22 protein-coding genes and 4 pseudogenes are annotated in these 25,658 nt (G+C 65.5%); 17 read left to right on the top strand and 9 right to left on the bottom strand.

Translation table 11 applies throughout. The annotated features are described in order from the left end of the window. Positions 1–77: 77 nt before the first annotated feature. Positions 78–501 (top strand): annotated as a pseudogene (locus ACJH6I_RS30160) (transposase); the annotation flags it as partial. Between the two features lie 40 nt (positions 502–541). Continuing rightward, a pseudogene (locus ACJH6I_RS30155) lies at positions 542–820 on the top strand (serine hydrolase domain-containing protein); the annotation flags it as partial. A 186-nt stretch (positions 821–1,006) separates the two neighbouring features. On the opposite strand, the gene ACJH6I_RS30150 reads toward ACJH6I_RS30155, so the two are convergent. Continuing rightward, on the bottom strand, positions 1,007–1,780 hold the full coding sequence (locus tag ACJH6I_RS30150) for a FadR/GntR family transcriptional regulator (protein WP_075909486.1): 774 nt from the start codon (positions 1,778–1,780) through the stop codon (positions 1,007–1,009). A 695-nt stretch (positions 1,781–2,475) separates the two neighbouring features. On the opposite strand from ACJH6I_RS30150, the pseudogene ACJH6I_RS30145 reads away from it, so the two are divergent. Further along, positions 2,476–3,595, top strand: a pseudogene (locus ACJH6I_RS30145) (adenylate/guanylate cyclase domain-containing protein). Positions 3,596–3,967: 372 nt separating this feature from the next. Here ACJH6I_RS30145 and ACJH6I_RS30140 read toward each other — a convergent pair. Then, on the bottom strand, positions 3,968–4,150 hold the full coding sequence (locus ACJH6I_RS30140; protein WP_047040625.1) for a hypothetical protein: 183 nt from the start codon (positions 4,148–4,150) through the stop codon (positions 3,968–3,970). Positions 4,151–4,624: 474 nt separating this feature from the next. On the opposite strand from ACJH6I_RS30140, the gene ACJH6I_RS30135 reads away from it, so the two are divergent. Together ACJH6I_RS30135 and ACJH6I_RS30130 are read left to right on the top strand one after the other, a co-directional pair. Next, on the top strand, positions 4,625–4,909 hold the full coding sequence (locus tag ACJH6I_RS30135; protein WP_324614534.1) for an ANTAR domain-containing protein: 285 nt from the start codon (positions 4,625–4,627) through the stop codon (positions 4,907–4,909). A 117-nt stretch (positions 4,910–5,026) separates the two neighbouring features. Then, the gene (locus tag ACJH6I_RS30130) at positions 5,027–5,323 is read left to right on the top strand and encodes a hypothetical protein (protein WP_131721944.1); all 297 of its coding nucleotides are present in this window, start codon (positions 5,027–5,029) and stop codon (positions 5,321–5,323) included. 95 nt (positions 5,324–5,418) lie between these two features. On the opposite strand, the gene ACJH6I_RS30125 is transcribed toward ACJH6I_RS30130, so the two are convergent. Beyond that, on the bottom strand, positions 5,419–5,655 hold the full coding sequence (locus tag ACJH6I_RS30125; protein ID WP_047040632.1) for a three-helix bundle dimerization domain-containing protein: 237 nt from the start codon (positions 5,653–5,655) through the stop codon (positions 5,419–5,421). Positions 5,656–5,786: 131 nt separating this feature from the next. Here ACJH6I_RS30125 and ACJH6I_RS30120 point away from each other — a divergent pair, with 131 nt between their 5' ends. Together ACJH6I_RS30120 and ACJH6I_RS30115 are read left to right on the top strand one after the other, a co-directional pair. Further along, positions 5,787–6,383: a Chromate resistance protein ChrB gene (locus ACJH6I_RS30120; RefSeq protein WP_052773270.1), complete on the top strand. Its 597-nt coding sequence runs from the start codon at positions 5,787–5,789 to the stop codon at positions 6,381–6,383. After that, entirely contained in the window at positions 6,380–6,835 is a 456-nt protein-coding gene (locus ACJH6I_RS30115; RefSeq protein ID WP_047040634.1) for a YkvA family protein, read from the top strand. The genes ACJH6I_RS30120 and ACJH6I_RS30115 overlap by 4 nt, the downstream gene beginning before the upstream one ends. A gap of 343 nt (positions 6,836–7,178) precedes the next feature. Here ACJH6I_RS30115 and ACJH6I_RS30110 read toward each other — a convergent pair whose 3' ends face one another. The 5 genes from ACJH6I_RS30110 to ACJH6I_RS30090 form a co-directional block, all read right to left on the bottom strand. Next, positions 7,179–7,991, bottom strand: a complete 813-nt coding sequence (locus tag ACJH6I_RS30110) for an enoyl-CoA hydratase/isomerase family protein (RefSeq protein WP_047040635.1) — start codon at positions 7,989–7,991, stop codon at positions 7,179–7,181. Next, on the bottom strand, positions 7,988–9,157 hold the full coding sequence (locus ACJH6I_RS30105) for an acyl-CoA dehydrogenase family protein (RefSeq protein WP_052773271.1): 1,170 nt from the start codon (positions 9,155–9,157) through the stop codon (positions 7,988–7,990). Before ACJH6I_RS30105 ends, ACJH6I_RS30110 begins: the two co-directional genes overlap by 4 nt. Before the next feature lie 11 nt (positions 9,158–9,168). Next, complete coding sequence (locus ACJH6I_RS30100) at positions 9,169–10,314, bottom strand: acyl-CoA dehydrogenase family protein (RefSeq protein ID WP_052773272.1); 1,146 nt, start codon at positions 10,312–10,314, stop codon at positions 9,169–9,171. A gap of 3 nt (positions 10,315–10,317) precedes the next feature. Continuing rightward, complete coding sequence (locus tag ACJH6I_RS30095; RefSeq protein ID WP_047040638.1) at positions 10,318–11,505, bottom strand: acyl-CoA dehydrogenase family protein; 1,188 nt, start codon at positions 11,503–11,505, stop codon at positions 10,318–10,320. A 669-nt stretch (positions 11,506–12,174) separates the two neighbouring features. Then, complete coding sequence (locus ACJH6I_RS30090) at positions 12,175–13,056, bottom strand: SDR family NAD(P)-dependent oxidoreductase (RefSeq protein ID WP_047040641.1); 882 nt, start codon at positions 13,054–13,056, stop codon at positions 12,175–12,177. Positions 13,057–13,292: 236 nt separating this feature from the next. Here ACJH6I_RS30090 and ACJH6I_RS30085 point away from each other — a divergent pair, with 236 nt between their 5' ends. The 6 genes from ACJH6I_RS30085 (at position 13,293) to ACJH6I_RS30060 (ending at position 19,831) form a co-directional block, all read left to right on the top strand. Next, a complete protein-coding gene (locus tag ACJH6I_RS30085; protein ID WP_047040644.1) occupies positions 13,293–14,891 on the top strand; it encodes a long-chain-fatty-acid--CoA ligase in 1,599 nt (532 codons plus the stop codon). Between the two features lie 257 nt (positions 14,892–15,148). After that, positions 15,149–16,303, top strand: coding sequence for an acyl-CoA dehydrogenase family protein (locus ACJH6I_RS30080; RefSeq protein ID WP_047040646.1), 1,155 nt, complete (start codon positions 15,149–15,151; stop codon positions 16,301–16,303). 45 nt (positions 16,304–16,348) lie between these two features. Continuing rightward, positions 16,349–17,599, top strand: coding sequence for a thiolase family protein (locus tag ACJH6I_RS30075; protein WP_198419700.1), 1,251 nt, complete (start codon positions 16,349–16,351; stop codon positions 17,597–17,599). Then, positions 17,596–18,000, top strand: a complete 405-nt coding sequence (locus ACJH6I_RS30070) for a Zn-ribbon domain-containing OB-fold protein (RefSeq protein ID WP_047040647.1) — start codon at positions 17,596–17,598, stop codon at positions 17,998–18,000. Before ACJH6I_RS30075 ends, ACJH6I_RS30070 begins: the two co-directional genes overlap by 4 nt. Beyond that, positions 18,000–19,013: a MaoC family dehydratase N-terminal domain-containing protein gene (locus ACJH6I_RS30065; protein WP_052773273.1), complete on the top strand. Its 1,014-nt coding sequence runs from the start codon at positions 18,000–18,002 to the stop codon at positions 19,011–19,013. Before ACJH6I_RS30070 ends, ACJH6I_RS30065 begins: the two co-directional genes overlap by 1 nt. Continuing rightward, positions 19,010–19,831 carry an enoyl-CoA hydratase/isomerase family protein gene (locus ACJH6I_RS30060; protein WP_047040650.1) on the top strand — a complete coding sequence of 274 codons (822 nt, stop codon included), beginning with the start codon at positions 19,010–19,012 and terminating at the stop codon, positions 19,829–19,831. The genes ACJH6I_RS30065 and ACJH6I_RS30060 overlap by 4 nt, the downstream gene beginning before the upstream one ends. Before the next feature lie 356 nt (positions 19,832–20,187). Here the strand turns inward: ACJH6I_RS30060 and ACJH6I_RS30055 are convergent, their stop codons facing one another. After that, the gene (locus ACJH6I_RS30055; protein WP_047040653.1) at positions 20,188–21,375 is read right to left on the bottom strand and encodes a lipid-transfer protein; all 1,188 of its coding nucleotides are present in this window, start codon (positions 21,373–21,375) and stop codon (positions 20,188–20,190) included. A gap of 808 nt (positions 21,376–22,183) precedes the next feature. On the opposite strand from ACJH6I_RS30055, the gene ACJH6I_RS30050 reads away from it, so the two are divergent. The 4 genes and pseudogenes from ACJH6I_RS30050 to ACJH6I_RS30035 form a co-directional block, all read left to right on the top strand. Further along, on the top strand, positions 22,184–22,951 hold the full coding sequence (locus tag ACJH6I_RS30050) for an ABC transporter permease (RefSeq protein ID WP_176470772.1): 768 nt from the start codon (positions 22,184–22,186) through the stop codon (positions 22,949–22,951). 9 nt (positions 22,952–22,960) lie between these two features. Further along, positions 22,961–23,815, top strand: a complete 855-nt coding sequence (locus ACJH6I_RS30045; RefSeq protein ID WP_082131860.1) for an ABC transporter permease — start codon at positions 22,961–22,963, stop codon at positions 23,813–23,815. A 6-nt stretch (positions 23,816–23,821) separates the two neighbouring features. After that, entirely contained in the window at positions 23,822–25,219 is a 1,398-nt protein-coding gene (locus ACJH6I_RS30040; RefSeq protein ID WP_047040657.1) for an MCE family protein, read from the top strand. Between the two features lie 45 nt (positions 25,220–25,264). Continuing rightward, positions 25,265–25,585 (top strand): annotated as a pseudogene (locus ACJH6I_RS30035) (MlaD family protein); the annotation flags it as partial. Positions 25,586–25,658 lie beyond the last annotated feature (73 nt).

Below are 25,658 nucleotides of genomic sequence, written 5' to 3'. Positions count from 1 at the left end.
GAGTTACGGCAGATAGTACGCTACTATCTGCCGTAAATCCTTAGCGCCGGATTTCGAGAATCTGCTCCCCGACCCCCAAGAAGGACTGGGCGGCGATCGCCAAGGATCTCAAATTGGTCTACACCGCGGCAAGCGAGTCGGCGGCGTTGGATGCATTCGTCGCGTTCAGCGAGACCTGGGGCCAGCGCTACCCGGCGATCGTCAAGCTGTGGGACAACGCGTGGGCCGAGTTCGTGCCATTCCTGGCCTTCGACAAGGAAATCCGCGGCGTGATCTGCACGACCAACAGCATCGAAAGCCTGAACTCGCGCATCCGCAGGGCCGTCAACGCCCGAGGGCACTTCCCGACCGAGCAGGCCCGCCCTGAAGTGCGTCTACCTGGCGATCATGAGCCTCGACCCGACCGGCAAAGGCCGACAACGCTGGATCAACCGCTGGAAGGCACCCCTCAACGCGTTCGAGATCGCCTTCCCCGGACGTTTAACCCCAGAACGAAAGTAACACTACAACAACGAGTTACACCGTTAACTTGACAGTCTCGGGCGCGCTGCCGGTATACCTCGATGGCAGACCGGTTGTTGATGTGTGGATCGGGTGGGGCCGATCGTCATGGCAGCGTACCGTCGGCGGCCAACACCGGCGCGATGGCGTTTTCAGCGACAGAGGGATTGGCTTCCACGGTCATCCGTCGGCTTGTCGACCGGGGATTGCTTCCTACGACGTGCCGGTCGCCGAATACTGGCCCGAGTTCGGCGCGAACGGCAAGTCAGCCATCACAATTCGCGACATGATGCGCCACCGCGCCGGGCTGTCTAACCTACACCGCCCAAGCCGTCCATCTCCTCGATGACGAGCCCAGTCAATAAAGATCATTGTTGTCTGCATCAACCCTGCCAAGCCAGGGACGCGACGCGGGCTGCGTGTTGGGCATGCATCGGTGGATGGCTTCGCTGCCTGATGCCCCGTAAGCGCGTTGTGAAAACGGTGACGAGCGAGGGGGTCGGCGTCACTGGAGCCAACGCTCTCGGGGGAGCAGCGGCTCGTCGAGGCGGCCGTTTGTGTCGAGCATTCGCTCGAACTGGTTCAGGTGACGTTGCATTGCGCTCGACGCGCGGTCGGCGTCGCCGGCAGCCACCGCACGCGCGATGCTCTGGTGCGCCCGGCGGGTATCCTCCATGTCTAGCTCGGTGAGCGACTCACCTGGGACGTGCCACGACAACTCTTGCTCGAACATCGATATGACGAGCCGCAAGACCTCGTTGTTGCTGCAAACCGCGAGAGCCTCGTGGAACTCCACCGATGGTTCCCATGAGCCGTTTCGAGATGTGGCGTCAGCGATCGCGAGTAGCCAGCCGCGCTGCTCGTCGGTGGCCGACCGGGCTGCCATAGCGGCAATAGCGGGTTCGAGGAGTTTGCGGAACTCGTAGAACTTTCTGGTTGAGGTTTCAGCGAGGGTCAGTAGGAGCGCAACGGATCTGCTGATCTGCCGCAGGTCGGGACGAGTTACCCGAATGCCACCGCGTGGGCCTCGGCGGATTTCGATCAAACCATCGGATTCGAGCAGGCGCAGCGCCTCTCGCACGGTGCCTCTGCTAAAGCCCTCTCCGGAGATCAACTCCGCTTCCGAAGCCAGTTGGTCGCCGGGCCGCATCGCGCGGCCGAGGATTTTTGCGCGGAGCCGGTCGGCCAGAATATCTGACGCCTTGGGTACTCTTGTATAGCGGCGCGCTGCATGCGGTATCTCAGATGTGTTTGCCGCCTGGTCGATATCGCTGTCCACTCCCGCTCCTATGCCCTGCTTGGCGTGACGTGGGGCGGAGCTTCAGCTCCAGCCTGCAGCCCTCTGATATAAATCATACTGAATTGCACGAGAATTCGCTGACGTGACTCGCAAGTCATTGCCTCGCGTAGTCTCGTGGTCAACTCAAGGGAGTGTGGGGCGGCGTCACGGATAGCCCGGCGTTGTCGGTTCTGTGGTCATTCGCGCGATCGGCTATGGTCAGTCACCGGCGGACGAGGGACGTAAGCCAACTCTATAGCAGGTCAATGGGTATCCCGCTCGGCGGGATCTTGGCATGGCGGGCCCGCGGTCAACCTCTGCACCTGTTAGCGATGTCGACAAGCAACGGGACCGAGTCACGGTTCAGGATCCCGTGTAGCGGCAACCCGGGTCGGCCGTGGAGGCGATGTGATCGCGACGCCCGAAAAGTGTGGAGATCATCCCAAGCGCCAGACGGGGTGGCCGGTCGTGGCCGACGCCCGGGAATTCTTGCGAGTCACCGTTGGATATCGGGCTATGCCCAAGTTGCTCGTGGGGCCGTGGCGATATTTGGCGTGCAAATACCTCACTGATTCGGAAGCCCGGTTCCGCATGGACCGAGCGCGAAGTTTCGCGAAGTTGTCCGAACGCACCCGTCGACTTGTGGCGCTGCGAATCGATGCGGTAGGCGATGCATCGAGCAGTACGTTTGCGGTATGGCAGCTAACCACGACATCGAGGAGTTTGGTATGCTCGACGGCCTTGAGGGCCAAGCCCGCGAAGAGCGTGCCGACCTCGTCACATGGCTGATCGGAAAAGGCTACCCCCTCGACGAGATACGTAGATCGCTCGCTACGCCTCTACTGCTGCCCGCGAACACGATCTTCGGCGACGACGGGACCTATGTGTCCGCGCGTGAGATCAGCGAATCCACAGGGATCGAATTGGACCTCCTGCAGCGCCTCTACGGCGCGGTCGGAAGGCCGAGGATCGACGACCCCGACGCAGCCGTACTGCTGCGCGCCGACGGAAAAGCGATCGCGCACGCGAAATTCTTCCTCGACATGGGCGTCGAGCCGGACGAAACGGTTGCCGTGATGCGCATGCTGATCGCGGGACTGGGGTGCCGCCGCGACGATGCGCGATGCGGCCCTCAACACCCTCCTGCGGCCGGGGACAAGTGAAATCGAGCTGGCGCAGGCGGTCGAGCAGCTGGCGCGTCGATCCGCGCCTCACCTCGGACCGCTGATCGAAGACCTATTGTTTATGCAACTTCGCACTTCGTTCCAGGTTGAGGCCGTGAGCGCCGCTGAGCGGGCTGCCGGAAGATTACCCGGGGCCCACCAGGTAACGGTGGCGTTCGCTGATGTTGCCGGCTTCACCAAATTGGGGGAGGTGCTGCCACCTCTGGAGCTTGAACGCGTTGCCAGTCGGCTCGCCGAATCGGCCCAGCACGTAGCGGTCACCCCGGTGCGGCTGGTGAAGTCGGTGGGTGACGCCGTGATGCTCATGTGCTTCGATCCGGCGCCATTGCTGCGGGCAATCCTCGACTTGGCTGACGACGCGGCAGCAAATGGCTTGCCGCGCTTGCGGATCGGCGTGGCTTCCGGACTGGCGATCACACGCGGGGGCGACTGGTTCGGCAGTCCTGTCAACGTGGCCAGTCGAGTAACGGCAGCGGCGCGGCCGGGGACGGTGGCGGTCGCCGACTCCACGCGCGAGGCCGTCGGCAACGCTGCGGACTTCACCTGGTCGTCGATGGGCGCACGCCGGCTCAAAGGCGTGAGCGGCAAAGTAAAGCTCTTCAGGGTCCAGCGCGCCCGGCAGGCTGAGTAATCGCCTTCACCGACTTGCGTATGGCCTTGCGTTGCGGTCGCAGACTCCTGGTTCGGGAAGACAAACGGTCCAGGCTCCGGATAGCGACGAGGTGTCGGTGCCGTGGCACGCCGATCTGGCTGTAGCATTCACCAACGCCGCTGGTTGATTCGGCATGATTAGATGGTGTCGCGCGAGGGGACATCGAAAACCGTGCTAGCCGCGATTGTTGACCGCCTCACCGCGACCGCTTATCTGTAATGAGATGAACAATTGGCGTGTTCTTGCTGGTAGCAACGTAGATTACATGTGTAGAACGTCTGCTCTTTCAGCGACACGTGCGACACATGTTGCCGACGACTTCTCGAACTAGTTGAGCCGTAGTGCCCGGCCTTAGTCGGACTGGCGGTAGCCGTCGCGGATGATCGGGCGTTGTGTCCGGCGGCGCCACAGGAAAAGTGGGTGCTGGGTGGATTCGTTGACGAGCGTGTACTTGATGTAGCCCAGGTCGAGGAGCTCATCGTGGCGGTAGCCGCGCTCGCGGTGGTAGCCGACGAGACTGGCGCCCGGGCGCACCGTTTCACAGGGTCGGCGACTTGGGGCGCCGCAACGTGGGCATTGGACGCTGGCCCGGCCGTCGTCTATGTCACCGATGATCAGGTCGCCTTTTCACGGTTGCGGGTGCAGTCAGCGTGCATGGTGTGCACTGTGACGACGGGCGTTGCGCTGGGCCGACCGCGGCGATCGGTGCGGTGGAGGGGGCGAAGGGAGCCTGGTGGAGGAAATGTGGAAAACGGTCCACCTGTTCGTCCCTTCGGATCGGACAGCAAGCGAGGTTCTAAATTACCTCCGGGAGCAGATCAATGTGATCGCCCACGAAGCAGGCGAGTTCGTCTGTCGGATCAGAATCGGTGATGGCGTCGACCAGGCCAACGGTTGGCATAAGTGGTCGGCGTCGTACCTGCCTGGACCTCCCGGGGGCGTCGGAGGAAGAGATGACTGAGCACCGCGATCGCCGGGTTCGGCGTCGCGAGTTTGTTCTTCTGCGAGGTGGCTGTTGTTCATAGCCCGGGGGTACACAGGGTTGATCGAGATGATTCCGGCGCGGAAAGGGTGGACGAGGTGAGCCAGTTGGGCCGGGGTGCGGACCCGTCGTCACGCCGAGTGATCGATGTAGCGATCGGCGTTTTGATCGGATGGCGTGGGTGTTCTGAGCGGGACGCGTTCGACGAGATCGCCTGTGCGGTCCGAGAATCCGGGGTGGGAATCGGGAGCATCGCGCGGTGGCGCTGCGTCTGTGGGGCGATGTCATGCCGGCGCGGTTGGCGTTGGTGAACGCGTCGACGAGCTGAACGCCGCAGTTCCTGGCCCGCGGTGCAACGGGTGGCGGTGGAGCTTTTTGGCTCGTTGTTGCCCGCGCGCATGGTCTGGTGCTCGGTTACGGTGTGCCAGATGAGCACGTCCACCGTCTCAGACCACGACATCGCAGCCGCGCGAGCCGCGGATGTTCGCCAGGCCGACTACTACCGGGGTGAGCTTTCGCGCCAGCGTGAGCTGCTCATTGACCGGATGGCGGCCCACGAGGCCGCGCTGGCCAAGTATCAACTGCGCGGCGAGATGAACCAGGTCCACCGCATCAGACGGGAGATCCGGCATCGCGAGCAGGAACAGTACGCGCTGCAACGCCTGCTTGATGCGATCGAGGAGCGATTCCCCGCTGCGGCAGGGCCCGGGCCGGCACACCTCTGACCGCTACCCAACCACGGAGCTGATCGGTTTGGGTGGTCGCGATCTCGATCTGGTGCCGCTGAGCGGTGCAAAGCGGGGCGGGCCTGCGCTGACGCCTAGGACGACCAGGTAAGCAGACCGGCGCTGCGGGACAACTCGGCGCGGGCATGCCGCTCGACGAGCAGCGGCACGAACTCCCGTATCGGGCTCTGCTCGAACCGGGCGTGCGCGCTGCGCACGGCGCCGGCCACATGGTCCGGCGGCAGGTCGGCGTAGCTGGCGGTGAGCCGCGCCACGACCTGGTCGATCAACAGCGTTTCGCTGATCTGGGCCACGTCGACAGCTTGGGGCATACACGCTGACCGCGTCAACGGGATCAATCTCACGGCTGCCGCAGCGAGGTTGGGTGCAGCTGCTGGCCACCAGATACCTCAGCCCGCGTAGCTGCTGTATCAGCATGATGTTACGGGTGTAACATCTCATTGTGGCTAGGGGCGACGAACTCGATTGGCTGGTGATCAGCGTGTCGACTGCTGGCGCGGCGGGCACGCTGCGGGTGCAGGTGTGGCGCAAACTGCGCTCGCTCGGTGCCTTATATCTGCAGCAATCGGTGTGTCTGCTGCCCGCCCACGCACATGTGGTCCGCGAAGTGCGGCGGCTGGCCGATCGGATCCATCACCACGGCGGCACCGCCCGCGTCCTACCGATGAGCTTCGTCGATCCCGCCGACGAACAGGCCGTGATCGACGAGCTTAACGCCGCCCGCGACGGCGAGTACGCCGAAGTCCTGGAGCGGCTCCCGGCGCTGCGCCAGGAGCTGGCCGATGAACGCGCTCGCGGACGGCTCACCTACGCCGAGGTCGAGGAGTCCGAAGCCGACCTGGACCGGTTCCGCAGCTGGCTGGCCAAGATCGCCGCCCGTGACTACTTCACGGCCCCCGGTGGGCACGCTGCCCGCGCAGCCGTCGACGCCGCGGCTGCTGAGCTGGCAGCGTTTGAGGACGCTGCCCTGCAGGCCGAAACATCCGCGCAAACCGATGCGCGCACCTCGCAGCGGCTGCACGTGGCGCACGAATCGTGACGGGCTCATTCGGGTGGGATCTCCTCATCGGCGTTGGCGGCGCACTCCTATTCGCCTGGCTGGCATTGCTGGTCGCACTGGCAATTCTCCGGCCGCGGGGAGGGCTACTGCGCGAGGCGGTGCGCATCCTGCCCGACGTGCTGCGGCTGGTGCGTCGCCTCGCCGGCGACAGCACCCTGCCGCGCGGGATCCGCGTCCGCCTCGGGTTGCTGCTGGCCTACCTCGCGATCCCGATCGACCTGATCCCCGACTTCATCCCGGTGCTCGGATACGCCGACGACGCCATCATCGTCGCCGCCGTCCTGCGCAGCGTCGTCCGCCGCGCCGGCCTCGACACCGTTCGCGCACACTGGCCCGGAACCGACGACGGATTCACCGCACTGACCCGACTCACCGGGCTGGCCAAGCCCTCCAGCCGACAACACAGAGACGTACCACCCCAACGTGGGTGACACCGTTACAGATAACACTGTCACCTACGACGTCAAACCGCGCTGAGAACCACGTGGGGAACAGTCCTACACACCCCTCAACCGTTACAGATAAGACTCTTGCCCTTCATCACGAAGGTTGGCGCCGGGGTAGAGGCCGCTAGAGCGCCGTCTCGGTCGCCGTGCTGCGAGTGACGTTGTCCAAGCACGGAACGTGCTTCTACAGCTGACGGCCGCGAGCGCGGAGATATCGTAGCGTCGGCAACGTCGTCAGTGGGACTCTGGCAGCCCGGCCGCGCGGCTGACGTAGTTGAGCACTGCCCGCGACAACGGCCTGCTGGCCTTAGCGGCTCAGGGTCACCGCTCAGCTAGCTTCATCGGCGGATCGGCGGATCTTGGAGAAATCAGGATCGCGCTTCTCGACAAAGGCTGCGCGGCCTTCGGCAGCGTCGGGCCCGGTCAGATCGAGGGTGGCCGACAGCCATTCGAGTTCGAGGAATCTTTCCAGCGGTACATCGAGCGCGCCGCGGATCATGCCTTTGGTCAAGCGCAGTGCCTCTGCAGGGCCGCGGGCGAGGGTTGCGGCGAGGTCGGTGGCGACGGTCAGCGCTGCGCCAGGCTCGGCGAGTTGACTGACCAGACCCGCGCCCGCGGCCTGCGGCGCGGTGAGCCGTTCGCCGCTCAACAGCAGCGCCGCGGCCCGGTGCCGGCCCAGCGCACGGGTTAAGAACCAGGCGGCTCCGCAGTCGGGCACTAGGCCGCGCGCCACGAACGGGGCCGCGAACACGGCGTCGCGGGCCGCTACAACCAGGTCGCAGGCTAATGCGAGGCTCCAGCCAGCACCCACCGCGGGCCCCTCGACAGCGGCAAGCACTGGTTTGGGCAACTTGAGCAGCGTGTCGAGCACGCGCTGTCCGACCAGCAACCGCGCCGCGGGCGCGCCGAGCCCCGCTCCGCGGGCCGGGGAGGTCTTGACGTCGCCGCCGGCGGAGAATGTCCCGCCGGCGCCGGTGAGTACCACCGCGCGACAGTTGTCGTCGGCGGCCACCTCATCGATTGCCTCACCCAGCTGGTGCCAGGTTTGCCAACCGAGGGAGTTGCGCGCACCCGGCCGGTTGAGGGTGAGAACCGCGACACCGGGTCGCGGCCGGTCGAACAGCACCTCGGGTTCACTCACTTGCTCGTCCTCCCCGCCGCGGCCAGCCTGCCGTGTGGTGCGGATGGCACAAGACGTTCGTCGCCGCGTAGCAGTGCGGCGAGCGCTGAACGTGCCCCGACCACAGTATCGGCGCCCCGACCGGCAACCGCGGCGCGATACCAGAGGTGCAGCCGCTGATCCCAGGTGAACCCCATACCCCCATGACACTGGATGGCGGCCTCGGCGGCCGCGAGGTAGGCCGCCGAGGCCCACAGGCGGCTGGCCCGAACGTCGCACATCGCGCCGGGCGCGCCCGCGGCGACGTTCCAGGCCGCCTGGTAGACGAGTGAACGGGCTCCCTCCACGCCGCTGGCGGCGTCGGCGAGCCGATGCCGGATCGCCTGGAACGCCCCGATCGGCCGCCCGAACTGCGTTCTCGTAGTGCAGTAGTCCACACTGCGCGCGATCACCTCGGCGCCGCCACCGACCGCCTCCGCATCGAGAAACAGGCTGTACAGCGTCGCGCAGCGCTCCTCAAGCGCCGACAGGCCAGGGTCGGTGTACAGCGCTTCGGCCTCCAGGCGGGTCCGGCGCAGGCGGACATCTGCGACGGGCCGACGCAAGTCCACGCCGGCTGACACGCCGACTTCGACTCCCGCCTGGTCACAGCCCACGAGCGCGAGCCCTGGTACGCCGTCCAGGTCGACCGGCACCACCACCGCCTGAGCGTCGCCGGCGGCGGGAACCCGCGCCAGCACTCCGCTGACCCGAATCCGGTTCGCTTCACGCACGGCGCACAGACGCCGGTGCCGCCACTGCGGCACCCCGTCGCGCCCGGATATGTCCGGAACCGGGGGCGCCGCGGTGATGACGCTGCCGGTGTGCAGTCGTTCGAGCAGCCCGCTCATGCCGGCGGCCTTCGCCAGCGGCATCAGGTAGCCGGCAACCACGTCCACCGGTCCGGGCACGGGGACCGCGCCGAACGCTTCGGCCACGTGCACGCCGCCGACCCAGTCCGCCGGCGCCCCGGTTTCTCCGGTTGCCGCGCCGAAGTGCTCCAACCATCCGGCCGACACCAGCTCCCGCCACGCCGTTGCCCGGTTGTCCCGGGCGGGCTCCCGGATCAAGTCGGGCATCCGCGCCTCGAGAAACTCCCGCAGCGCGGCCCGCAGCATTGCCAGTTCGTCATCGATCCGGTAGTCCATTCCACCCTCTTTCACCGGCGGTCGCTCGGCAGGCCGAGCGCCTTCGCGATCAGGTTGCGCTGGATCTCGCTTGTGCCGCCATAGATCGTTTCGGCGCGGGCAAACAACAACGAGCGGGTCCATTCCGACCACCCGGCACCGGCCGCAGCCACTTCTGGTCCGGCCGCCTCCAGCAGGGTGGCCAGTTGCTTCTGGTGGCTTTCGCTCCACAGAACCTTCGCGATCGGTGCGAGCATCCCTGGCTCGGCTGCATCAGCATCGAGCGCGAATACCCGGCGTACTGTGCTGTCCACCACGCGGGTGCGCACGAACGCGTCGACCAGGGCGTTCTCGGCGCACGCGTCGCGATGGACATCGTCCAGCGCGCTCAGCATCCGCGTCAGTTCACGCGACAGTTGCAGTGACCGCTGGGCCAAGGCGCTGGAGCGTTCCCGAGCCAAGGCGTAGGTGGCGACCGGCCACCCGTCGCCGATCCCGCCGACCACGTCGGCCGCATCGACGACCACGTCATCGAAGAACACCTCGCAGAACTCGCTGGTGCCCGTTAGATTGCGCAGCGGCCTGACGGTGATGCCGGGGCGGTCCATGTGCACCACGACCAACGTCGGGCCGGGCGAGTCGGCAACCTTGACCAGTAGGTAGCACCGCTGCGCGAACAGTGCGTAGGATGTCCACACCTTCTGGCCTGATACGAGCAAGTGGTCTGCCTTGGCAACCGCCCGGGTGGACACCGCCGCCAGGTCGCTGCCGGCCTGGGGTTCGGAGAACCCCTGACACCAGATGTCGTCGTGGCACAGCATCGGGCGCAGATACCGTCTTCGCTGCTCGTCGGTGCCGAATCGCATCAGCGCGGGGGCGAAGATGCCCATGCCGTTGGTGTTCATCGGCTCCGGCGCGCCGGTTTCGACCAGCGTTTCGACGAACGCGAGCTGTGCGTCTACCCCTAGTCCTTGGCCGCCGTACTCCGTGGGCCAATGTGGGGCAAGCCATCCCGCCTCGAACAGGCGCCGGCCCCACTCCCGGCGCATCGCGACGTAGGACTCGTCGTCGCCCGTTCCGACCGGGATGTCACGCCACCGTGGCGGCAGGTTCGCTTCAACCCAGTCTTTGAGCCCGGCTCGGTAGTGCTCGGCGCTTGCGCTCAGCCCCAAATTCACGACTCAGCACCGCCGCTGGCTGGTGCGCACGCCGGTGACCTCTGCGGCGATCATGTTGCGCAGGATCTCGGTGGTGCCCCCGCCGATGCCCATTCCGCGCACGTCGCGGAAGTACCGTTCCATCGGGTAGCGGGTGAGATATCCCTTGTGCCCCAGCAGCTGGATCGCCTCGTTGCACACCCGCACCGCGGCCTCGTTGGCGTACAGCTTGGCCATCGCGGTCTCGCGGATACCCGGGAAACCGGCGACATCGGTGCGCGCGGCGCGCCATAGCAGCAACCGCGCGGCATCCAGCTCGGTTGCCATGTCGGCGATCTTCCACTGGATGCCCTGGAACTCCAGGATCGGGCGGCCGAACTGCTCACGCTCCTTGGCGTATTCGACGGCGTCCTCCAGGGCGGCGCGCGCGACCCCGATCGACATCGCGGCGTTGCCGCACCGCTCGGGATTGAACTGGCGAATCAAAAACGAGGCGCCCTCTTTGGAACCGGGACGCGGTTCGAGGATCACCTGATCGCGGCGCACGGGGGCGTCGGTGAACCGCAGCACCCCCTCGGCCACGCCGCGACCGCCCATCTTCTCCTCGGTTTCGATCGGCGCCAGGCCTTCGACGTCGGCGTCCACCAGCACCGCGCCTATCCCGTCGGGACCGTTGGTCTCGGGCGCGCGACAGAACACCAGAAAGGTGTGCGCCTGCAGCGCGCCGGTGATGTGGCACTTGGCGCCGGTGAGCCGAAAGTCGTCGCCATCGGGGGCTAGTGTCGTGGCCAGCGCGGTGCCGTCCGATCCGGCCTGCGGCTCGGTCATCGCGACGGCGAACCGCCGAGTGCCGTCGACCACCTCGGGCAGGTACTGCTGGCGCTGCTGTTCGCTACCCATCCGGGCGATCACCCGCGGGGGTCCGTTGAGCTGCATCTGGATGGTCAGCGCGCTGGCCATGCAGCCCACCGCCAGCTCCTCGAGGACTAGACAGGCCTCGAACACCCCGAGGCCGCGACCGCCGTACTCGGTCGGCACGGTGAGCCCGGTGAAGCCGTTCTCGCGCAGGATCTGGTAGGAGCGCTCCGGGAATTCCTGGCGGCGGTCCCACTCAGCGGCGTGCGGGCGAAGCTCAGTGCCGGCGATGAGGTGGGCGCGTTCGACGAGTTCCTGTTGCGCGTCGGTGAGCTGGTCGAGCGCCGGGGTGGTCATTGGCACGTCCTTTCGTTCGCGGGAGCCGCGGCGTCAGCGTTGGGGCGCCAGATGAGCGCGATTTCCCAGCTACGAACCGCCATCGACCATCATAAAGTATAACTATTATCAGATAAACACAACATTTTGAAGTAGCGCCCGTGCCGCGGAGCCCGCGAACGCTACGGCTGGCGCGGCTCTACCCAACGTGACGCGGAGTCGCCGACGCGGTCGACCGAGCTGTCTGCGTGACCGCGTTGACCCAGCCGGCGCTGAGGGGCGAGATCGGGCGGTGCCAAGGTTTCGGCCATAAGCAGCACCTGTTGACTGCTGGTGTTGCCATCGCCCGCGAGCTGGCCGCTGGTCCCGGGTCAGTTGCTGTCGTGAACTGACTACGACACGATCGCCGAATGGCATCCAGCCCGGTCGGCGGCAAGACAGTCGAACCGGATCTGCAGTAGGGCTGTGAACCGCACCGGATTCGGCGATGCCGGTGTCTGTTCGCCCTGGAACAAGCATCGTTCGCGCCGAAATCCTTGCGCTGCGGCGATAACTCCGTCACCGTCGTCCGGGCAGCGACTGCCTCACACGGCGAGGCCGATCAAGCGACAGCCGCGCAGGGTTTCACCTGCCAGCTGACAACCTGTCAGCTGACAATCGGTGTCGGCGTATCAATTGCCGTTGGCCGACTCATCCCGAGCCCGCATGGCGTGCGGTGGCGACCGCCGCCTGACCCTCCTGTGCGCCAGACAGGTCGGCGATCTCCGCCCATCTGGCTGCGAGGTGATCATCGGACGGTGGGGACGGGAAGTCCACGCCGCGCGATTCGACGATCCGTACGCGGCTGAAATGGCGACCGTGAACCCGCACGATCTCGGCCGTCAGATCGCATTCCTCGGCGCATAACCAACCGACGGCGGCCGATACCCAGGCTGGGTCGAGGTCGCTGGCATCGTCGAGCAGGCCGACGGTCATCCGGGTCAGCGCGACCGGGGCGACGGCATTGACCCGAATGCCATGGCGGGCACCCTCCAGTGCGAGTGTATGCATCAGTCCGACCACACCAAGCTTTGCGGCCGCGTAGTTGGCTTGTCCGAAGTTGCCGAACAGGCCGGCGCCGGAAGAGGTTACGACGACCCTGCCGTAGCGTTGCTCGCGCAAATGGGGCCAAGCCGCGCGGGTCACAAACGCGGTTCCATCCAGGTGCACCTGGCGGACGGCCTCCCACTGCTGCACAGTCATCTTGTGAAACGTCGCGTCTCGCAGGATGCCCGCGTTGTTGACTACGATGTCTAGCCGGCCGAAGGCCTCGAGCGCGGATTTGACCGCCTCCTTCGCGCCGGTCTCGGAAGCGATGTCGTGGTCATCGGGCACGGCGACACCGCCGGCGGCCCGGATCTCCGCCACGACGTCCTGCGCCGCCGCAGCGTTCGCGCCACCCCCCTCTTTTCTCACCCCAAGGTCATTCGCGACGACCAGCGCGCCCCCCGCCGCCAGGCGTAGAGCATGGCTGCGACCGAGGCCGCGGCCCGCCCCAGTGACGATCGCCACCCGTCCGTCTACTCCTGGCATGAGCCCCGCCCTTCGCCCTTGATCCGTGTCTTGAGGTGCGTTCCGCTTCGCGGCCCACTCGACCCCCAGCCACTACCCAGCGATTGCTACGTCGCGGGCCGGATTCGCAAGACTCAACGAAATAACTATGGATAATCATTACACTATGTACACGGATTGCACGCAAGCTGCCGGACGCCAGTTCATCGGGACTGCACCGCCCGTTAGCTGCTTTCCATGGCGGAAGGAGAGCGCCGATGACCGCGGTGGATCTGCAGAAGAATCTTGTGACACGCGTCAACGTCGGGGACATGCTCACCCGCACCGCGTGGCGGCGCCCCGAGCACGAAGCCGTGGTCGACGGCGAGCGCCGGCTCACCTATCGTGCGTTGAACGCCGCGGTGAATCGGCTGGCCAACGCGCTGGCGACCGCGGGCTACCAGCGGGGTGACGCGCTCGCTCTGGCCTGCGGCAACAGCATCGAGTTCCTTCTCACCTATTACGCGTGCGCCAAGACCGGAGTGGTGTGTGTCCCGATCAACCTCGCTTGGGGCGCGTCTGAGACGGCCTACGTGCTTGAGCATTCCCACACCAAAGGGGTGGTTGTGGAGAGCCAACTGGCCGAACTCGTCGGGGCGGCGTTAGACCGCCTCGAACAACGCAAGGTGACCGATGTGATCGTCGCACCTGGCACCGGCACACAATGGGAATCCGCCGGTTCGCATTGGTGGCGGGCGATGAGCGAGTTCGTCGGCGACGCCTCCGACGCCGAACCGGAATGCTTCGTCGATGACCGCGACGCGATCAGCTACCTCTACACCAGCGGAACGACGTCGGCGCCAAAGGGGGTGGTGAGCAGTCATCTCGCGGTCTACATCGAGTCACTCACGGCCCCCCTGGTGTTGCGGTTCAGCGAGCAGGACCGGTCAGCGGTGATGATGCCGCTGTTTCATACCGCCCAGCTCAACGGGTTCACCACGGGGCTGATGTACGTCGGCGGCACCGCGGTGTTGATGCGTGCGTTCGACCCTGGCGCGCTGATGGCGACCATCGAGGCGGAACGGGTTACCCAGATCTTCGGGCTGCCGATGATGTACCGGGCGATGATGGACCACCCCGACATCGCCAAGCGTGACTTGTCGAGCCTGCGTCTGGCGTTGTATGCGATGGCGCCGATGCCCGACACCGACCTACGCATCGCCATGGAGGTATTCGGCTGTCAGTTCGCGCTCGGTTTTGGCCAGACCGAGATGAACCCGCTGACGACCGTCTTTCCGCCTGAGTATCAGCTCTCGCATGCGGGCTCCGTCGGCCTGCCGGTTCCCAATGTTCAGGTGGGGATCATGGACGACGCCGGCAATCTGCTCCCTCCTGGTGAGGCTGGCGAGATCGTCTATCGCGGCCCGCACGCAATGGAGGGTTACCTGCGCAACCCAGAGGCCACCGCCGAGGCGTTCGCGCACGGTTGGTTTCATTCCGGCGACATCGGACGCTTCGATGCCGACGGACTGCTGTGGTTCGCCGACCGCAAGAAGGACGTGATCAAGACCGGCGGTGAGAACGTGGCCTCCATCGAGGTCGAAAAGGCGCTCTACGACGGGGAGCCCCGAATCCAGGAGGTGGTCGTGGTCGGATTGCCGCACCAGCGATGGACCGAGGCGATCGTGGCGATCGTCACCCCCAAACCGGGTGCCGAGCTCACCGAGGATGACGTGCTGGCTGCGGCGCGCCGCCGGTTGTCGGGGTTCAAGGTCCCGAAGGCGGTGATCTTCACCGACAAGATGCCCCGCACCGCGACGGGCAAAGTGCAAAAGAATGTGCTACGCGACCAGCACCAAGGATATTTCCAGACCTAACCGTCAATCGCTTGCCTTGGGACGCGTCGGAGACAACGCTGGCGGCGGACGCTCCCATATGGTGGCTTGCGCCCGGATGTTAATGGCCGATAACGTGTGATCGTGGGCTGAATGCTCCGCGCCGCATCGCCGGGCCGATCGGTCGGTCGGTCGGTCGGCAGACTGTGCAGTCGACGCCGACGGGTTGCGGCTGCAACGTCGTTCACCGGGTCGTTGGACCGCCGGTAATGCTCAGTTGACAGGAAAGGTGTGTTGGGATGGAGCTTTGCGAAAGTGACGAGCGACGGGATTTGCGGGCGGCGGTGGCGGCGATTGCGCGTTCGTATGGCCATGAGTACTACCTGAGCAAGTCGTTGGCGGGGGAGAAGTCCACAGAGCTGTGGCGGGAGATCGGCAAGCAGGGGTTTTTGGGAGTGAACATTGCCGAGGAGTACGGCGGTGGGGGTGGGGGTATCTACGAGCTGCACGCGGTGGGTGAGGAGTTGGCCGCGGCGGGTTGTCCGCTGTTGATGACGGTGGTATCACCGGCGATCTGCGGCACGATAATTCAGGCGTTTGGCAGCGAGGAACAAAAGCAGCGGTGGCTGCCCGGGATCGCCAGTGGTGACATGATCATGGCGTTTGCGATCACCGAACCGGATGCGGGTTCTAATTCGCACAACATCGCCACGACCGCGACGCGTGACGGCGACGAGTGGGTGCTGCGCGGCACCAAGTACTACATTTCCGGGGTCGATGAGGCCCAGGCGGTCCTGGTGGTGACCCGGACCGGCACCGACGAGCGGGGTCGGGGGCAGCTGTCGCTGGTGGTGGTGCCCACCGACGCTGCCGGGCTCCAGAAGACACTCATCCCGGTGCAGGCAGTCACCCCCGAGAAGCAATTCACGCTGTTTTTCGACGACGTGCGGGTGCCCGCCGAAAACCTGGTCGGGGAGCAGGACGAGGGGCTGCGACAGGTGTTTATGGGGCTGAACCCGGAGCGGATCATGGGCGCGGCGTTGAGCACCGGGATCGGCCGCTACGCGCTGGACAAGGCGTGCGCTTACGCCAGGGAACGCCAGGTCTGGAATACCCCGATCGGCGCGCATCAGGGCGTGGCGCATCCGCTGGCGCATGCCAAGATTCAGGTCGAACTGGCGCGGCTGATGACCCAGCGGGCGGCCGAGTTGCATGACGCCGGGAATTCTGGTGCGGGAGAGGCCGCCAACATGGCGAAGTACGCCGCGGCGGAGGCGGGGATCCTGGCGTTGGATCAGGCGATCCAGACACACGGGGGCAATGGGATGGCCACCGAATACGGGTTGGCAACGCTGTGGGGGCCGGCGCGGCTGATGCGCACCGCGCCGATCAGCCGGGAGATGATCCTCAATTTCGTCGCCCAGCACAGCCTGGGCCTACCCAAGTCCTACTGACGTCGGGGGCGATTCCTGGTGAGCGCATCGGCGACGGCCGCTTTGATGACGTTCGACGGGTTCTTGTACGGGCTGGCGACGTATTGGTATCTGAACGATTGCGAGGTTGTCATGAGTTCGCGTGCCCTTGCCGGCCGTCCCGCCATCGCGGCGGTCGAGGAACTGCGCCCAGGGCGATATCCCGACGAGGACGGGGCGGGCATGCCGGAATTGGTGCTGCGCCGGTTCTTGGAAGGCGCTCAGGTTGGGCCCGACGACGTCGATGGTCTGCTGGTGTGCCCGGCGGGCATGGCCGCGGGGCATGGCGCTGATATCTTCGTCCATGAGCGGCTCAACGACGCCCTGGGGATTCGTCCACGGTTCTGCGAGACGATCAACGCGGGCGGCGCGACCTACACGATCATGCTCTCGCGTGCAGCGCTGGCGATCGGCGCGGGCCTTGCGGACTCGGTGCTGTGCGTCGGGGCGGGCAAGTTTCCCAAGGTGGGCGCGGGCGGCGCAGACGCCATGGCACGCATGATCAGCCACCCCGACTTCGAGTATCCCTATGGCAGCTTCATTCCGGCGCTTTACGCGCTGGCGGCCACCCGGCACATGGCCGAACGTGGTACATCGCGGGACGCCCTGGCGGCGGTTGCGGTTTGCAGCCGCGACTGGGCGCTGCGACACCCCGACGCCCTGATGCGTGACGCCGGCCCGCTCACCATCGAGATGGTGCTGGATTCACGCCCGATCGCGTGGCCGTTCAACCTGCTGGACTGCTCGGTGCCCTGCGAGGGAGGCGCGGCGTTCCTGGTCACGAGCGGTGAGCGGGCTCGCGAACTCACCGAACAGCCCGCATATCTGCTCGGCTTTGGGGAGTTCCACGACCACGGCAACATCAGCCACGCAAGCGACTTCGCCACGATGGGCGCCGGCGTTTCGGCGCGCGCCGCATTCGACATGGCGGGCGTGTCTCCGTCCGATGTGGACCTCGCCGAACTCTACGACGCGTTCACCATCAACCCGATCTTGCTGGTGGAGGAGACCGGCCTGGTCGAGCCGGGCAAAGGAGGCCACTTCTTCCTGGACGGTCGCGGCGCCCCGGGCGGCGATCTGCCGATCAACACCTACGGTGGGTTGCTGTCGTTCGGGCACACCGGCGACGCTTCGGGCATGTCGATGCTCGTCGAGGGGGCACGTCAAGTGATGGGCCAAGCCGAAGGCCGCCAAGTGGACGCCGAGATCGCGCTGGTTCACACCTACGGCGGCGTGATGGCCGACCACTCGACGGTCCTGCTGGGAAGGACACCATGACAACCCCACCGGTTCCCGCGCTGACCGCGAGCACGGCGGTCTACTGGCAGGAAGCGGCCGCGGGCCGGTTCGTGCTGCCACGATGCCGCGCCTGCGGCCGGTTTCACCACCATCCTCGCCGATGGTGTCCGTATTGCTGGGGAACCGATCTGACGTGGGAACAACCCTCGGGGCGAGGGACGGTGCTCACCTACACCGTGGTCTACCAGCCCCCGTCGCCGGCCTTCGCGGTGCCCTACGTGCTGGCCGTCATCGAATTGTCGGAAGGCCCGCGAATGATGGCCAACGTGGTCGACTGTTCGCCGGAGGACGTTGAGGTCGGCACACCGGTCGAGGTCACGTTCGAACCGCGGGGCGAACTCGCGATTCCGCAGTTCCGCCCGATCGGGTCCGCACGCTGATGGGCGTTAATTACGCCGACGCGCTCAGCTACGTGGTCACCGGGCCGGCCGAAGAAGCGGCCGTCTGGGTGGGCCGCGAAGTAACCAGTCGGTCGCCGTTCGCGGTCAACGAAGCCCAAATCGCCTACTTCTGTGCCCTGATAGAGGATGCTGACGAGAATTACTGGGATACTGAGGCCGCGACGACGAGATACGGGGCTCGGATCTCGCCGCCGGGCATGCTCATGGTGTGGGCGTTCCCGCTGCCGTGGAACCCGCGGCGCAAGCCCGAACACGCGCCGGTGCTCGCGCTGGAGGTGCCGCTGCCGGGTACCACGCTGATCAACGTCTCGACAGACAGCCGGTTTTTCGCCCCGATGCGGGTCGGGGACCGGCTCATCTCCACCGAGCGGGTGGAATCGATCTCGGCAGAGAAACGAACCGCACTGGGTGTCGGGCACTTCGTGACCACGCGCAGTGAATGCCGCAACCAGAATGGCACCCTGGTGGCGACCAACGACAACGTGCTGTTCCGCTACGTTGTTGGGGCGGGCGGAACCCCTCAACGACGACCGGGCCCGGCCGAACAACCCCGCGCTGAGCCCGTCGAGGTGTTGCCTGAGGTGACGATGCCGGTCACCGTCACGCGGTGCGTACTAAACGCGGCCGCCACCCGCGACTTCTTCCGTGGTCACCACGACCAGGCCTACGCCAAAGAGCAGGGTGCCCGCGATGTCTACCTGAACACGATGTTCTTCCACGGGTTGGTGGACCGGATCGGCAAGGCGTGGGCCGGCCCGCAGGCATGGCTTGCTCGTCGGCAGTTGCAGATGATGGCCCCGGTGTGCGCTGGCGATACGCTGCGGACCGACGGGCGGGTGCTGGCAGTGAACCAACGCGACACCGCGCGGACAGCCACCGTCGCCGTCGACTGTCACACCGAACACGGACTTTCCGCGCGGTCCCTACTCACTTTCAACCTCGACGGTCTCCGTGCGCGGCGCCTACTGTCTGATCAAGGAGAGACTCGATGAGCAGCTATGACCAGTACCAGCACCTCACGTTCGACCGCCCCAGCGAGGGCGTTCTGCAAGTCACCATCAATCGGCCCGACCGGCTCAATGCCGCCAACAAGCGGTTGCACTGGGAGTTGGGCAAGGTGTGGCTCGACGTCGGCACTGACTCGCAAACTCGGGTCGCCGTTGTCACGGGCGCTGGCAAGGCTTTTTGCGCGGGGGGTGACCTCGACATGGTGCTCGATCAGGCAAACGACTTCTCGCAGATCGTCGAGACAATGGCCGAGGCACGCGACATCGTCTACAACATCGCGAATTGCGACAAACCAATCATCTCGGCGATCAATGGGGTGGCCGTCGGTGCGGGACTGGCGGTAGCTTTGATGGCTGACGTTTCGGTGATAGCCGAGGACGCGCAGCTGACTGACGGCCATCTACGACTCGGGGTTGGCGCCGGCGACCATGCCGCAATCGTCTGGCCCATTCTGTGTGGCCTTGCCAAGGCCAAGTATTATTTGCTGACCGCAGATTTCATTGACGGGAAAGAGGCCGAGCGAATCGGCTTGGTCAGCCTGTGCCGTCCGCCCGAGGAAGTCCTGCCCACCGCCCTTGAAGTGGCTCAAAAGCTGGCTGGTGGCCCGCAGCACGCCGTTAGGTGGACCAAACGGGCGTTGAACCACTGGGTGCGAAACGCGGGTCCGATTTTCGAGGCTTCACTGGCGCTTGAGATGCTGAATTTCTTCGACGTAGATGTGATTGAGGGCGCGTCCGCCATCAAAGATCGCCGCCCTCCGCGGTTTCCTTCCGCAGCTAACCACGAACGTGACGAGGGCTAGGGCCGAGCGCTGAAAAAAACGGTAGCGAAATGTCTGCTGCGCTCGGGCATGAACTGCGGTCCCTGAACGGTGCGCGAACAGCAATCGATGTGTGACTTCAATGCGGTCCCAGGTCAACGCATGCTGATATGGGGCATGTCGCCTGCGATGATCACTAACCGGCTGTTCGAGATTGATTGCCACCAGAAAAGGCGGCTGAACCCTCAGTCGGAGGGCGCGGGCGGCGCCGTGGTCGAAGTAGACGGGATCGGCCTGTCCGGTAACTTTGGCGCAGAAAGCGGAGCCTGCCGGCGTCGATCGTCATGGTCATCTCGGGCAACGCTTCTTTCGTAATACCGCCTCACTACCGGGGCATGTCAACGTGTTTTCTCGTAGAGCGTGACGACCGCGGCCCCGCCGAGACCGATGTTGTGTTGCAGCGCGAGGTTGACGTCCTCCACCTGCCGCTCTGCGGCCTGGCCTCGGAGCTGCCACACCAGCTCGGCACACTGGGCGAGGCCCGTTGCCCCCAGAGGATGCCCTTTGGAGAGCAGCCCGCCGGAGGGGTTGGTCACGACCTGGCCGCCGTAGGTGTTGTCGTCGTCGGTGATGAATCTTTCCGCGGTGCCCTCTGGGGTGAGCCCGAGCGCCTCATAGGTCAGCAGTTCATTGGTGGTGAAGCAGTCGTGCAATTCGACGACCCGGATGTCGATGGGGTCGACCCCGGCTTGTTCGTAGACCTGCCGTGCCGCCGACTGCGCCATGTCATAGCCCACCAGCTTGGCCATGTCGGCGTCGGCGAAGCTGGTGTCGGTGTCGGTGGTCAACGCCTGCGCGGCGATAGCGACCGTGGTGTCGAGGCCGCGGCGGCGGGCGAACTCCTCGCTGCACAGCACCGCGGCCGCCGCTCCGCAGGTGGGCGGGCAACACTGCAACCGGGTCAATGGGCCATAGATATGCGGGGAGGCCAGCACCTCTTCCACTGTCAGGGGATCACGGAACACCGCGTAGGGGTTATTGGCCGCGTGTCGGCGCGCCTTCACCGCGATCTTGGCGAAGGTCTCCGGACGGATTCCGAACCGGTCGGCGTACTGGGCGCCCGCGCCGCCGAACCACAGTGCCGGCATGGGTACCCCGTCGGGGCAGTCTTGCGCTCCGCTGGCGGCCTCGGCGAACCGCGCGAAGGGTGTCGGCCGATCATCCCAGTGCGACTTCAGCGCGCCACGTTGCATCTGCTCGAACCCGAACGCGAGGACGCAGTCTGCAGCACCACCGGCCACCGCCTGGCGAGCTAGCCACAACGCCGAGGAGCCCGTGGCGCAGTTGTTGTTCACGTTGACCACCGGCACGCCCGTCATCCCGACTCGATACAGCGCATTCTGTCCACACGTCGAATCGCCGTAGACATAACCGGCATAGGCCTGCTGCACGTCGGCGAGATCCACACCGGCATCGGCCAGCGCGGCTTTGACAGCGCCTTCTGCCATCACGTCGTAGGGATCACTGTTGCTCGGGGTGGCGAACGGCACCATTCCCACCCCGACCACAAAGCTCCGCCCTGTCATCCGCTCCTCCAGTCGCAAATCGACCCGATGATGTTACTAACCTTTCACTATCCGGTGGCGACTGTCCGGTCTCGCCGGCTCGCACGCGTACACCAACCGTACGGACCGGGAAGTGGCGTTGCGACAGGATCGCAGCCAGGCCGCCCTCCCCATTCTATCCTCATGATGATCCATATGTATAGCTCGGCCCCCATTCTCCCGCAGCTTACTCGCAGCAAACTCAACAGGATCCCTGGCCGCCAGTTTCCTGGGAAGACCGCGGCGCTCGCCGCTCAGGCGCGCCACCTAGAAGCGACCCATAGGCGATGCAGTGGTATCGGCGGCTTCATGGTTTTCGGCTCGCCCACCGAGCGGAATTGCGGATGTCGTCACGTCGTATGTGCTGCCCTCCTCCTAATCCGTCTCTGCACCACGGACACGCTGTTGCTTCTCCTGAGTCCGGTTGGCGCGGGCTGCGCAACTCGGCTCCGGTCTAGTTCGCCGGGACCGAACCGGTGGAAGGCGCCGGTGGCGGGCAGGTGCGCGCAAGCCGAAAGGCTGGCCAGCGGTATCTCATGCAACACAGCATGGGCGGGCAATCTCTGGCAACGATGCAAAGGGGGGTGACGGCAATCACAACGTCCTCTATAGTATCGCCAATGCTTACCAGAAATCGGTGTGCCGGGGACGTGCGAAAGAACGGAGGTGGTCTGATGACGGTGCTGGCTGTGACGCGCACACCTGAGCTACTGGTCATTCACGCAACGCTCAGCGGCCCAGCCGGCCGTCAGCGGCGGTCGGAGGGCGTGGTCAGCGGGAACCCGTCGTGATGGCGTCGCGCGTTCTATTGACCCCGATGCGCGGTGTCGGCGACTTCTTTGCGATGTCGCTAGACACGTTTGTGCAGATGTTCCGCCCGCCGTTCGCGTGGCGTGAGTACCTGAGTCAAACCTGGTTTGTGGCGCGGGTGTCGATGCTGCCGGCACTGATGTTGACGCTGCCGTACTCGGTGCTGTTGGTGTTCATCTTCAGCATTCTGCTGACCGAGTTCGGAGCGGCGGATTTCTCCGGCACCGGCGCCGCGATCGGGACAGTGAACCAGATCGGCCCGATCGTGACGGTTCTGGTGGTGTCCGGCGCGGGCGCCACCGCGATGTGTGCGGATCTGGGTGCGCGGACGATTCGCGAGGAGGTCGACGCGCTGCGGGTGATGGGCATCAACCCGATCCAAGCGCTGGTGGTTCCTCGGGTGCTCGCCGCCACCACGGTGTCGTTGGCCCTGGCCTCCACGGTGATCTTGGTGGGCCTGACTGGGGCGTTTTTCTTCGTCGTCAGCATCCAGCACGTCTCACCGGGTGCGTTCGTCGCGGGGCTAACGGTGCTCACCGGCGCCGCCGATGTTGTCGTCTCGTTGACCAAGGCGATGCTGTTCGGGCTGGCGGCCGGGCTTATCGCGTGCTACAAGGGCATTTCGGTGGGCGGCGGCCCGGCCGGTGTGGGCAATGCGGTGAACGAAACCGTGGTGTTCACCTTTATGGTGCTGTTCGCCATCAACGTCATCGTCACTGCCGTCGGCATCCAGTTCACGGTGCAGTAAGGGCGATCCATGAGCAGCAGTGTCGTCTCGAGTTTGCACCCGGGGCTTCGGCGCGCCCTCGAGTCGCTGATCGCCGGGTGGAACAGCATCGGCGCACAGACACGGTTCTACGTCACGACCCTGAGTTCCATCCCGGACGCCGTTGTCCACTGCAGGACCGAACTGCTGCGGCTCATCGCCCAGATGGGTTTGGGCTCTGGGGCATTGGCCGTGGTGGGGGGCACGGTCGCGATCGTTGGCTTCTTGACGATGACCACTGGCGCGTTGGTCGCGGTGCAGGGCTACAACCAGTTTGCGTCCGTCGGGGTGGAGGCGTTGACGGGGTTTGCCTCGGCCTTCTTCAACGTCCGGCTCATCGTGCCGGGCACCACCGCGGTGGCGCTTTCGGCCACCATTGGCGCCGGCGCCACCGCTCAGATCGGAGCGATGCGCATCAACGAGGAGATCGACGCGCTCGAGGTGCTCGGTGTTCGCACCGTCGCCTATCTGGCCTCCACCCGGGTATTGGCCGGTGTCATCGTGGTGATTCCGCTGTACTGCGTGGCGGTGATGATGGCGTTTCTCGCCGCGCGCACCGGCACCACGGCGATTTATGGGCAGGGCTCGGGCGTGTACGACCACTACTTCAACACATTCCTCAATCCCACCGACCTGATCTGGTCGTTCTTTCAAGCGGTCGCGATGACGGTGGTGATCCTTCTGGTGCACACCTACTACGGGTACACCGCAACCGGCGGTCCCGCCGGTGTCGGGGAGGCCGTGGGGCGTGCGGTGCGCACCTCCATGGTGGTCGCGGCGGTGGAAATCGTATTCGTCTCGCTGGCTATCTACGGCCAGTCCGGCAATTTCAACCTGGCGGGGTGACCGGGGATGAATCCCAGGCCGGGTGAGAACCGGTTCCACTCCGCGTGGTGGACGCTGATTCTGTTTGTGGCGATCGCCGCGTTTGTCTTCGTGACTTCGAGCACCTTTGCCGGCACCTTCAGGTCCTTTGTGCCGGTGACGCTGACGTCTGATCGCGCGGGTGTGGTGATGGAGACCGGCGCGAAAGTGAAGATGCGCGGTGTTCAGGTCGGCCGCGTCGCCCAGATCACCGCTGGCAAGAACTCCGTGAGCCTCACGTTGGAGATTGAGCCGGATCAAATCCGGTACATCCCCGCCAACGTCGAGGCGCAGATCAACGCCACCACGGCGTTCGGCGCCAAGTTCGTCGAGCTGATCCCGCCGGAGCACCCGAGTGTCCAGCGGCTTGCCGCCGGCGCGGTGCTGCGCTCGATCAACGTCGCCACGGAGATCAACACCGTGTTCGAGAACATCGTCGATTTGATCGGGGTTATCGACCCGGCCAAGTTGAACGCCGTGCTGACCGCGGTGGCAGAGGCCGTGCGCGGACAAGGCGAACGCATCGGTGAGGCCACCACCGACCTCAACCAGGTGTTGCTGGCGCTCAACGCCCGCAGCGACACCCTCCGCCAAGACTGGCGCTCGTTCAAGAGCTTCAACGACACCTACAGCAGTGCCGCAGAGGACATCGTGGCGGTTCTGAATGCGGCCAGCACCACCAGCACGACCATCGTGGATCACGCAGAAGCGCTGGACGCGTTGCTGCTCAACGTCACCGGCATGTCCACCGCCGGGATCAACCTGCTCGGTGCGAGCAAAGACAATCTCGTCCGGTCGGTGGAGGTTCTCCAGCCGACGACGGACCTGCTGCTGCAGTACAGTCCCAGTTACGCCTGTGCGCTGCAGGGCGCGACGTGGTACCTCAACAACGGCGGCTACACGGCGTGGGCGGGTGCCGACGGGCGGTCGGCCCAGTTCGATGCGGCGCTCATGTTCGGTAACGACCCGTTTCTCTATCCGGACAATCTGCCCATCGTCGCCGCCAAGGGCGGCCCCGGCGGAAAGCCGGGATGCGGCTCGATGCCCGACCCGACCAAGAACTGGCCGGTGCGACAGTTGATCACCAACGTCGGCTGGGGGACAGGCCTGGACTGGCGGCCCAACCCCGGCATCGGACACCCCTGCTGGGTCGACTTCTTCCCGGTCACCCGCGCCGTCCCGGAACCCCCGAGCATCCGGCCCTGCCTGCCCGGGCCGGCGCCCGGCCCGGTTCCCTACCCGGGGGCGCCGCCCTACGGGGCGCCGCTGTACGGACCGGGCGGAACACCCCTGTGGCCCGGGGTGCCACCCCCGCCGCCGCCACCACCGACACCAGGCACGGCCCCGACCGCGGCCATACCGGCTCCCGTGCCGCCGCCCGGGTGACCCGACCGTGAACGACAGGGAACAGGAGAGAGTGTGAGCAAACAGCTGAAGGGCACCATTTGGCGCCTGGCCGTCTTCCTGTCGGTTTGTGCCCTCGGCACGTTCGCCCTGCTGGCGGTCTTCGCGGAATTCCGGTTCGACGTGGGCAAGACCTACTTCGCCCAGTTCAGCAACGTGTCCAATATGAGAAAGGGCAGCCTCGTCCGCATCGCCGGGGTGGAGGTCGGCAAGGTGCGCAGCATCTCGGTGAACCGGGACTCCACCGTACGAGTCGAATTCTCCGCCGAGAACTCGGTCGTCCTGACCGAGGGAAGCCGCGCGGTGATCAGGTACGACAACCTGTTCGGCGACCGCTACCTAGCTGTAACTCCCAGACAGGTTGTGAACGGCGTGGTGAGCGGAAGTAGGTGAGGACCTCCGGTATCGGTGTGGTTACCAA

This window comes from Mycobacterium sp. SMC-13 (assembly GCF_045311035.1).
Lineage (GTDB): Bacteria > Actinomycetota > Actinomycetes > Mycobacteriales > Mycobacteriaceae > Mycobacterium.
The sequence above is the reverse complement of the archived record's forward strand: the minus strand, read 5'-3'. Positions and strand labels throughout refer to the sequence as shown.

What these genes read in the sequence shown, in the direction of transcription:
- ACJH6I_RS30090 (WP_047040641.1), bottom strand. Translation starts at nt 13,056, where the DNA reads ATGCCAGGAGTAGACGGACGGGTGGCGATCGTCACTGGGGCGGGCCGC.
- ACJH6I_RS30105 (WP_052773271.1), bottom strand. Translation starts at nt 9,157, where the DNA reads ATGGACTACCGGATCGATGACGAACTGGCAATGCTGCGGGCCGCGCTG.
- ACJH6I_RS30040 (WP_047040657.1), top strand. Translation starts at nt 23,822, where the DNA reads ATGAATCCCAGGCCGGGTGAGAACCGGTTCCACTCCGCGTGGTGGACG.
- ACJH6I_RS30130 (WP_131721944.1), top strand. Translation starts at nt 5,027, where the DNA reads ATGAGCACGTCCACCGTCTCAGACCACGACATCGCAGCCGCGCGAGCC.
- ACJH6I_RS30085 (WP_047040644.1), top strand. Translation starts at nt 13,293, where the DNA reads ATGACCGCGGTGGATCTGCAGAAGAATCTTGTGACACGCGTCAACGTC.
- ACJH6I_RS30080 (WP_047040646.1), top strand. Translation starts at nt 15,149, where the DNA reads ATGGAGCTTTGCGAAAGTGACGAGCGACGGGATTTGCGGGCGGCGGTG.
- ACJH6I_RS30125 (WP_047040632.1), bottom strand. Translation starts at nt 5,655, where the DNA reads ATGCCCCAAGCTGTCGACGTGGCCCAGATCAGCGAAACGCTGTTGATC.
- ACJH6I_RS30070 (WP_047040647.1), top strand. Translation starts at nt 17,596, where the DNA reads ATGACAACCCCACCGGTTCCCGCGCTGACCGCGAGCACGGCGGTCTAC.
- ACJH6I_RS30045 (WP_082131860.1), top strand. Translation starts at nt 22,961, where the DNA reads ATGAGCAGCAGTGTCGTCTCGAGTTTGCACCCGGGGCTTCGGCGCGCC.
- ACJH6I_RS30060 (WP_047040650.1), top strand. Translation starts at nt 19,010, where the DNA reads ATGAGCAGCTATGACCAGTACCAGCACCTCACGTTCGACCGCCCCAGC.
- ACJH6I_RS30065 (WP_052773273.1), top strand. Translation starts at nt 18,000, where the DNA reads ATGGGCGTTAATTACGCCGACGCGCTCAGCTACGTGGTCACCGGGCCG.
- ACJH6I_RS30050 (WP_176470772.1), top strand. Translation starts at nt 22,184, where the DNA reads ATGGCGTCGCGCGTTCTATTGACCCCGATGCGCGGTGTCGGCGACTTC.
- ACJH6I_RS30055 (WP_047040653.1), bottom strand. Translation starts at nt 21,375, where the DNA reads ATGACAGGGCGGAGCTTTGTGGTCGGGGTGGGAATGGTGCCGTTCGCC.
- ACJH6I_RS30095 (WP_047040638.1), bottom strand. Translation starts at nt 11,505, where the DNA reads ATGACCACCCCGGCGCTCGACCAGCTCACCGACGCGCAACAGGAACTC.
- ACJH6I_RS30075 (WP_198419700.1), top strand. Translation starts at nt 16,349, where the DNA reads ATGACGTTCGACGGGTTCTTGTACGGGCTGGCGACGTATTGGTATCTG.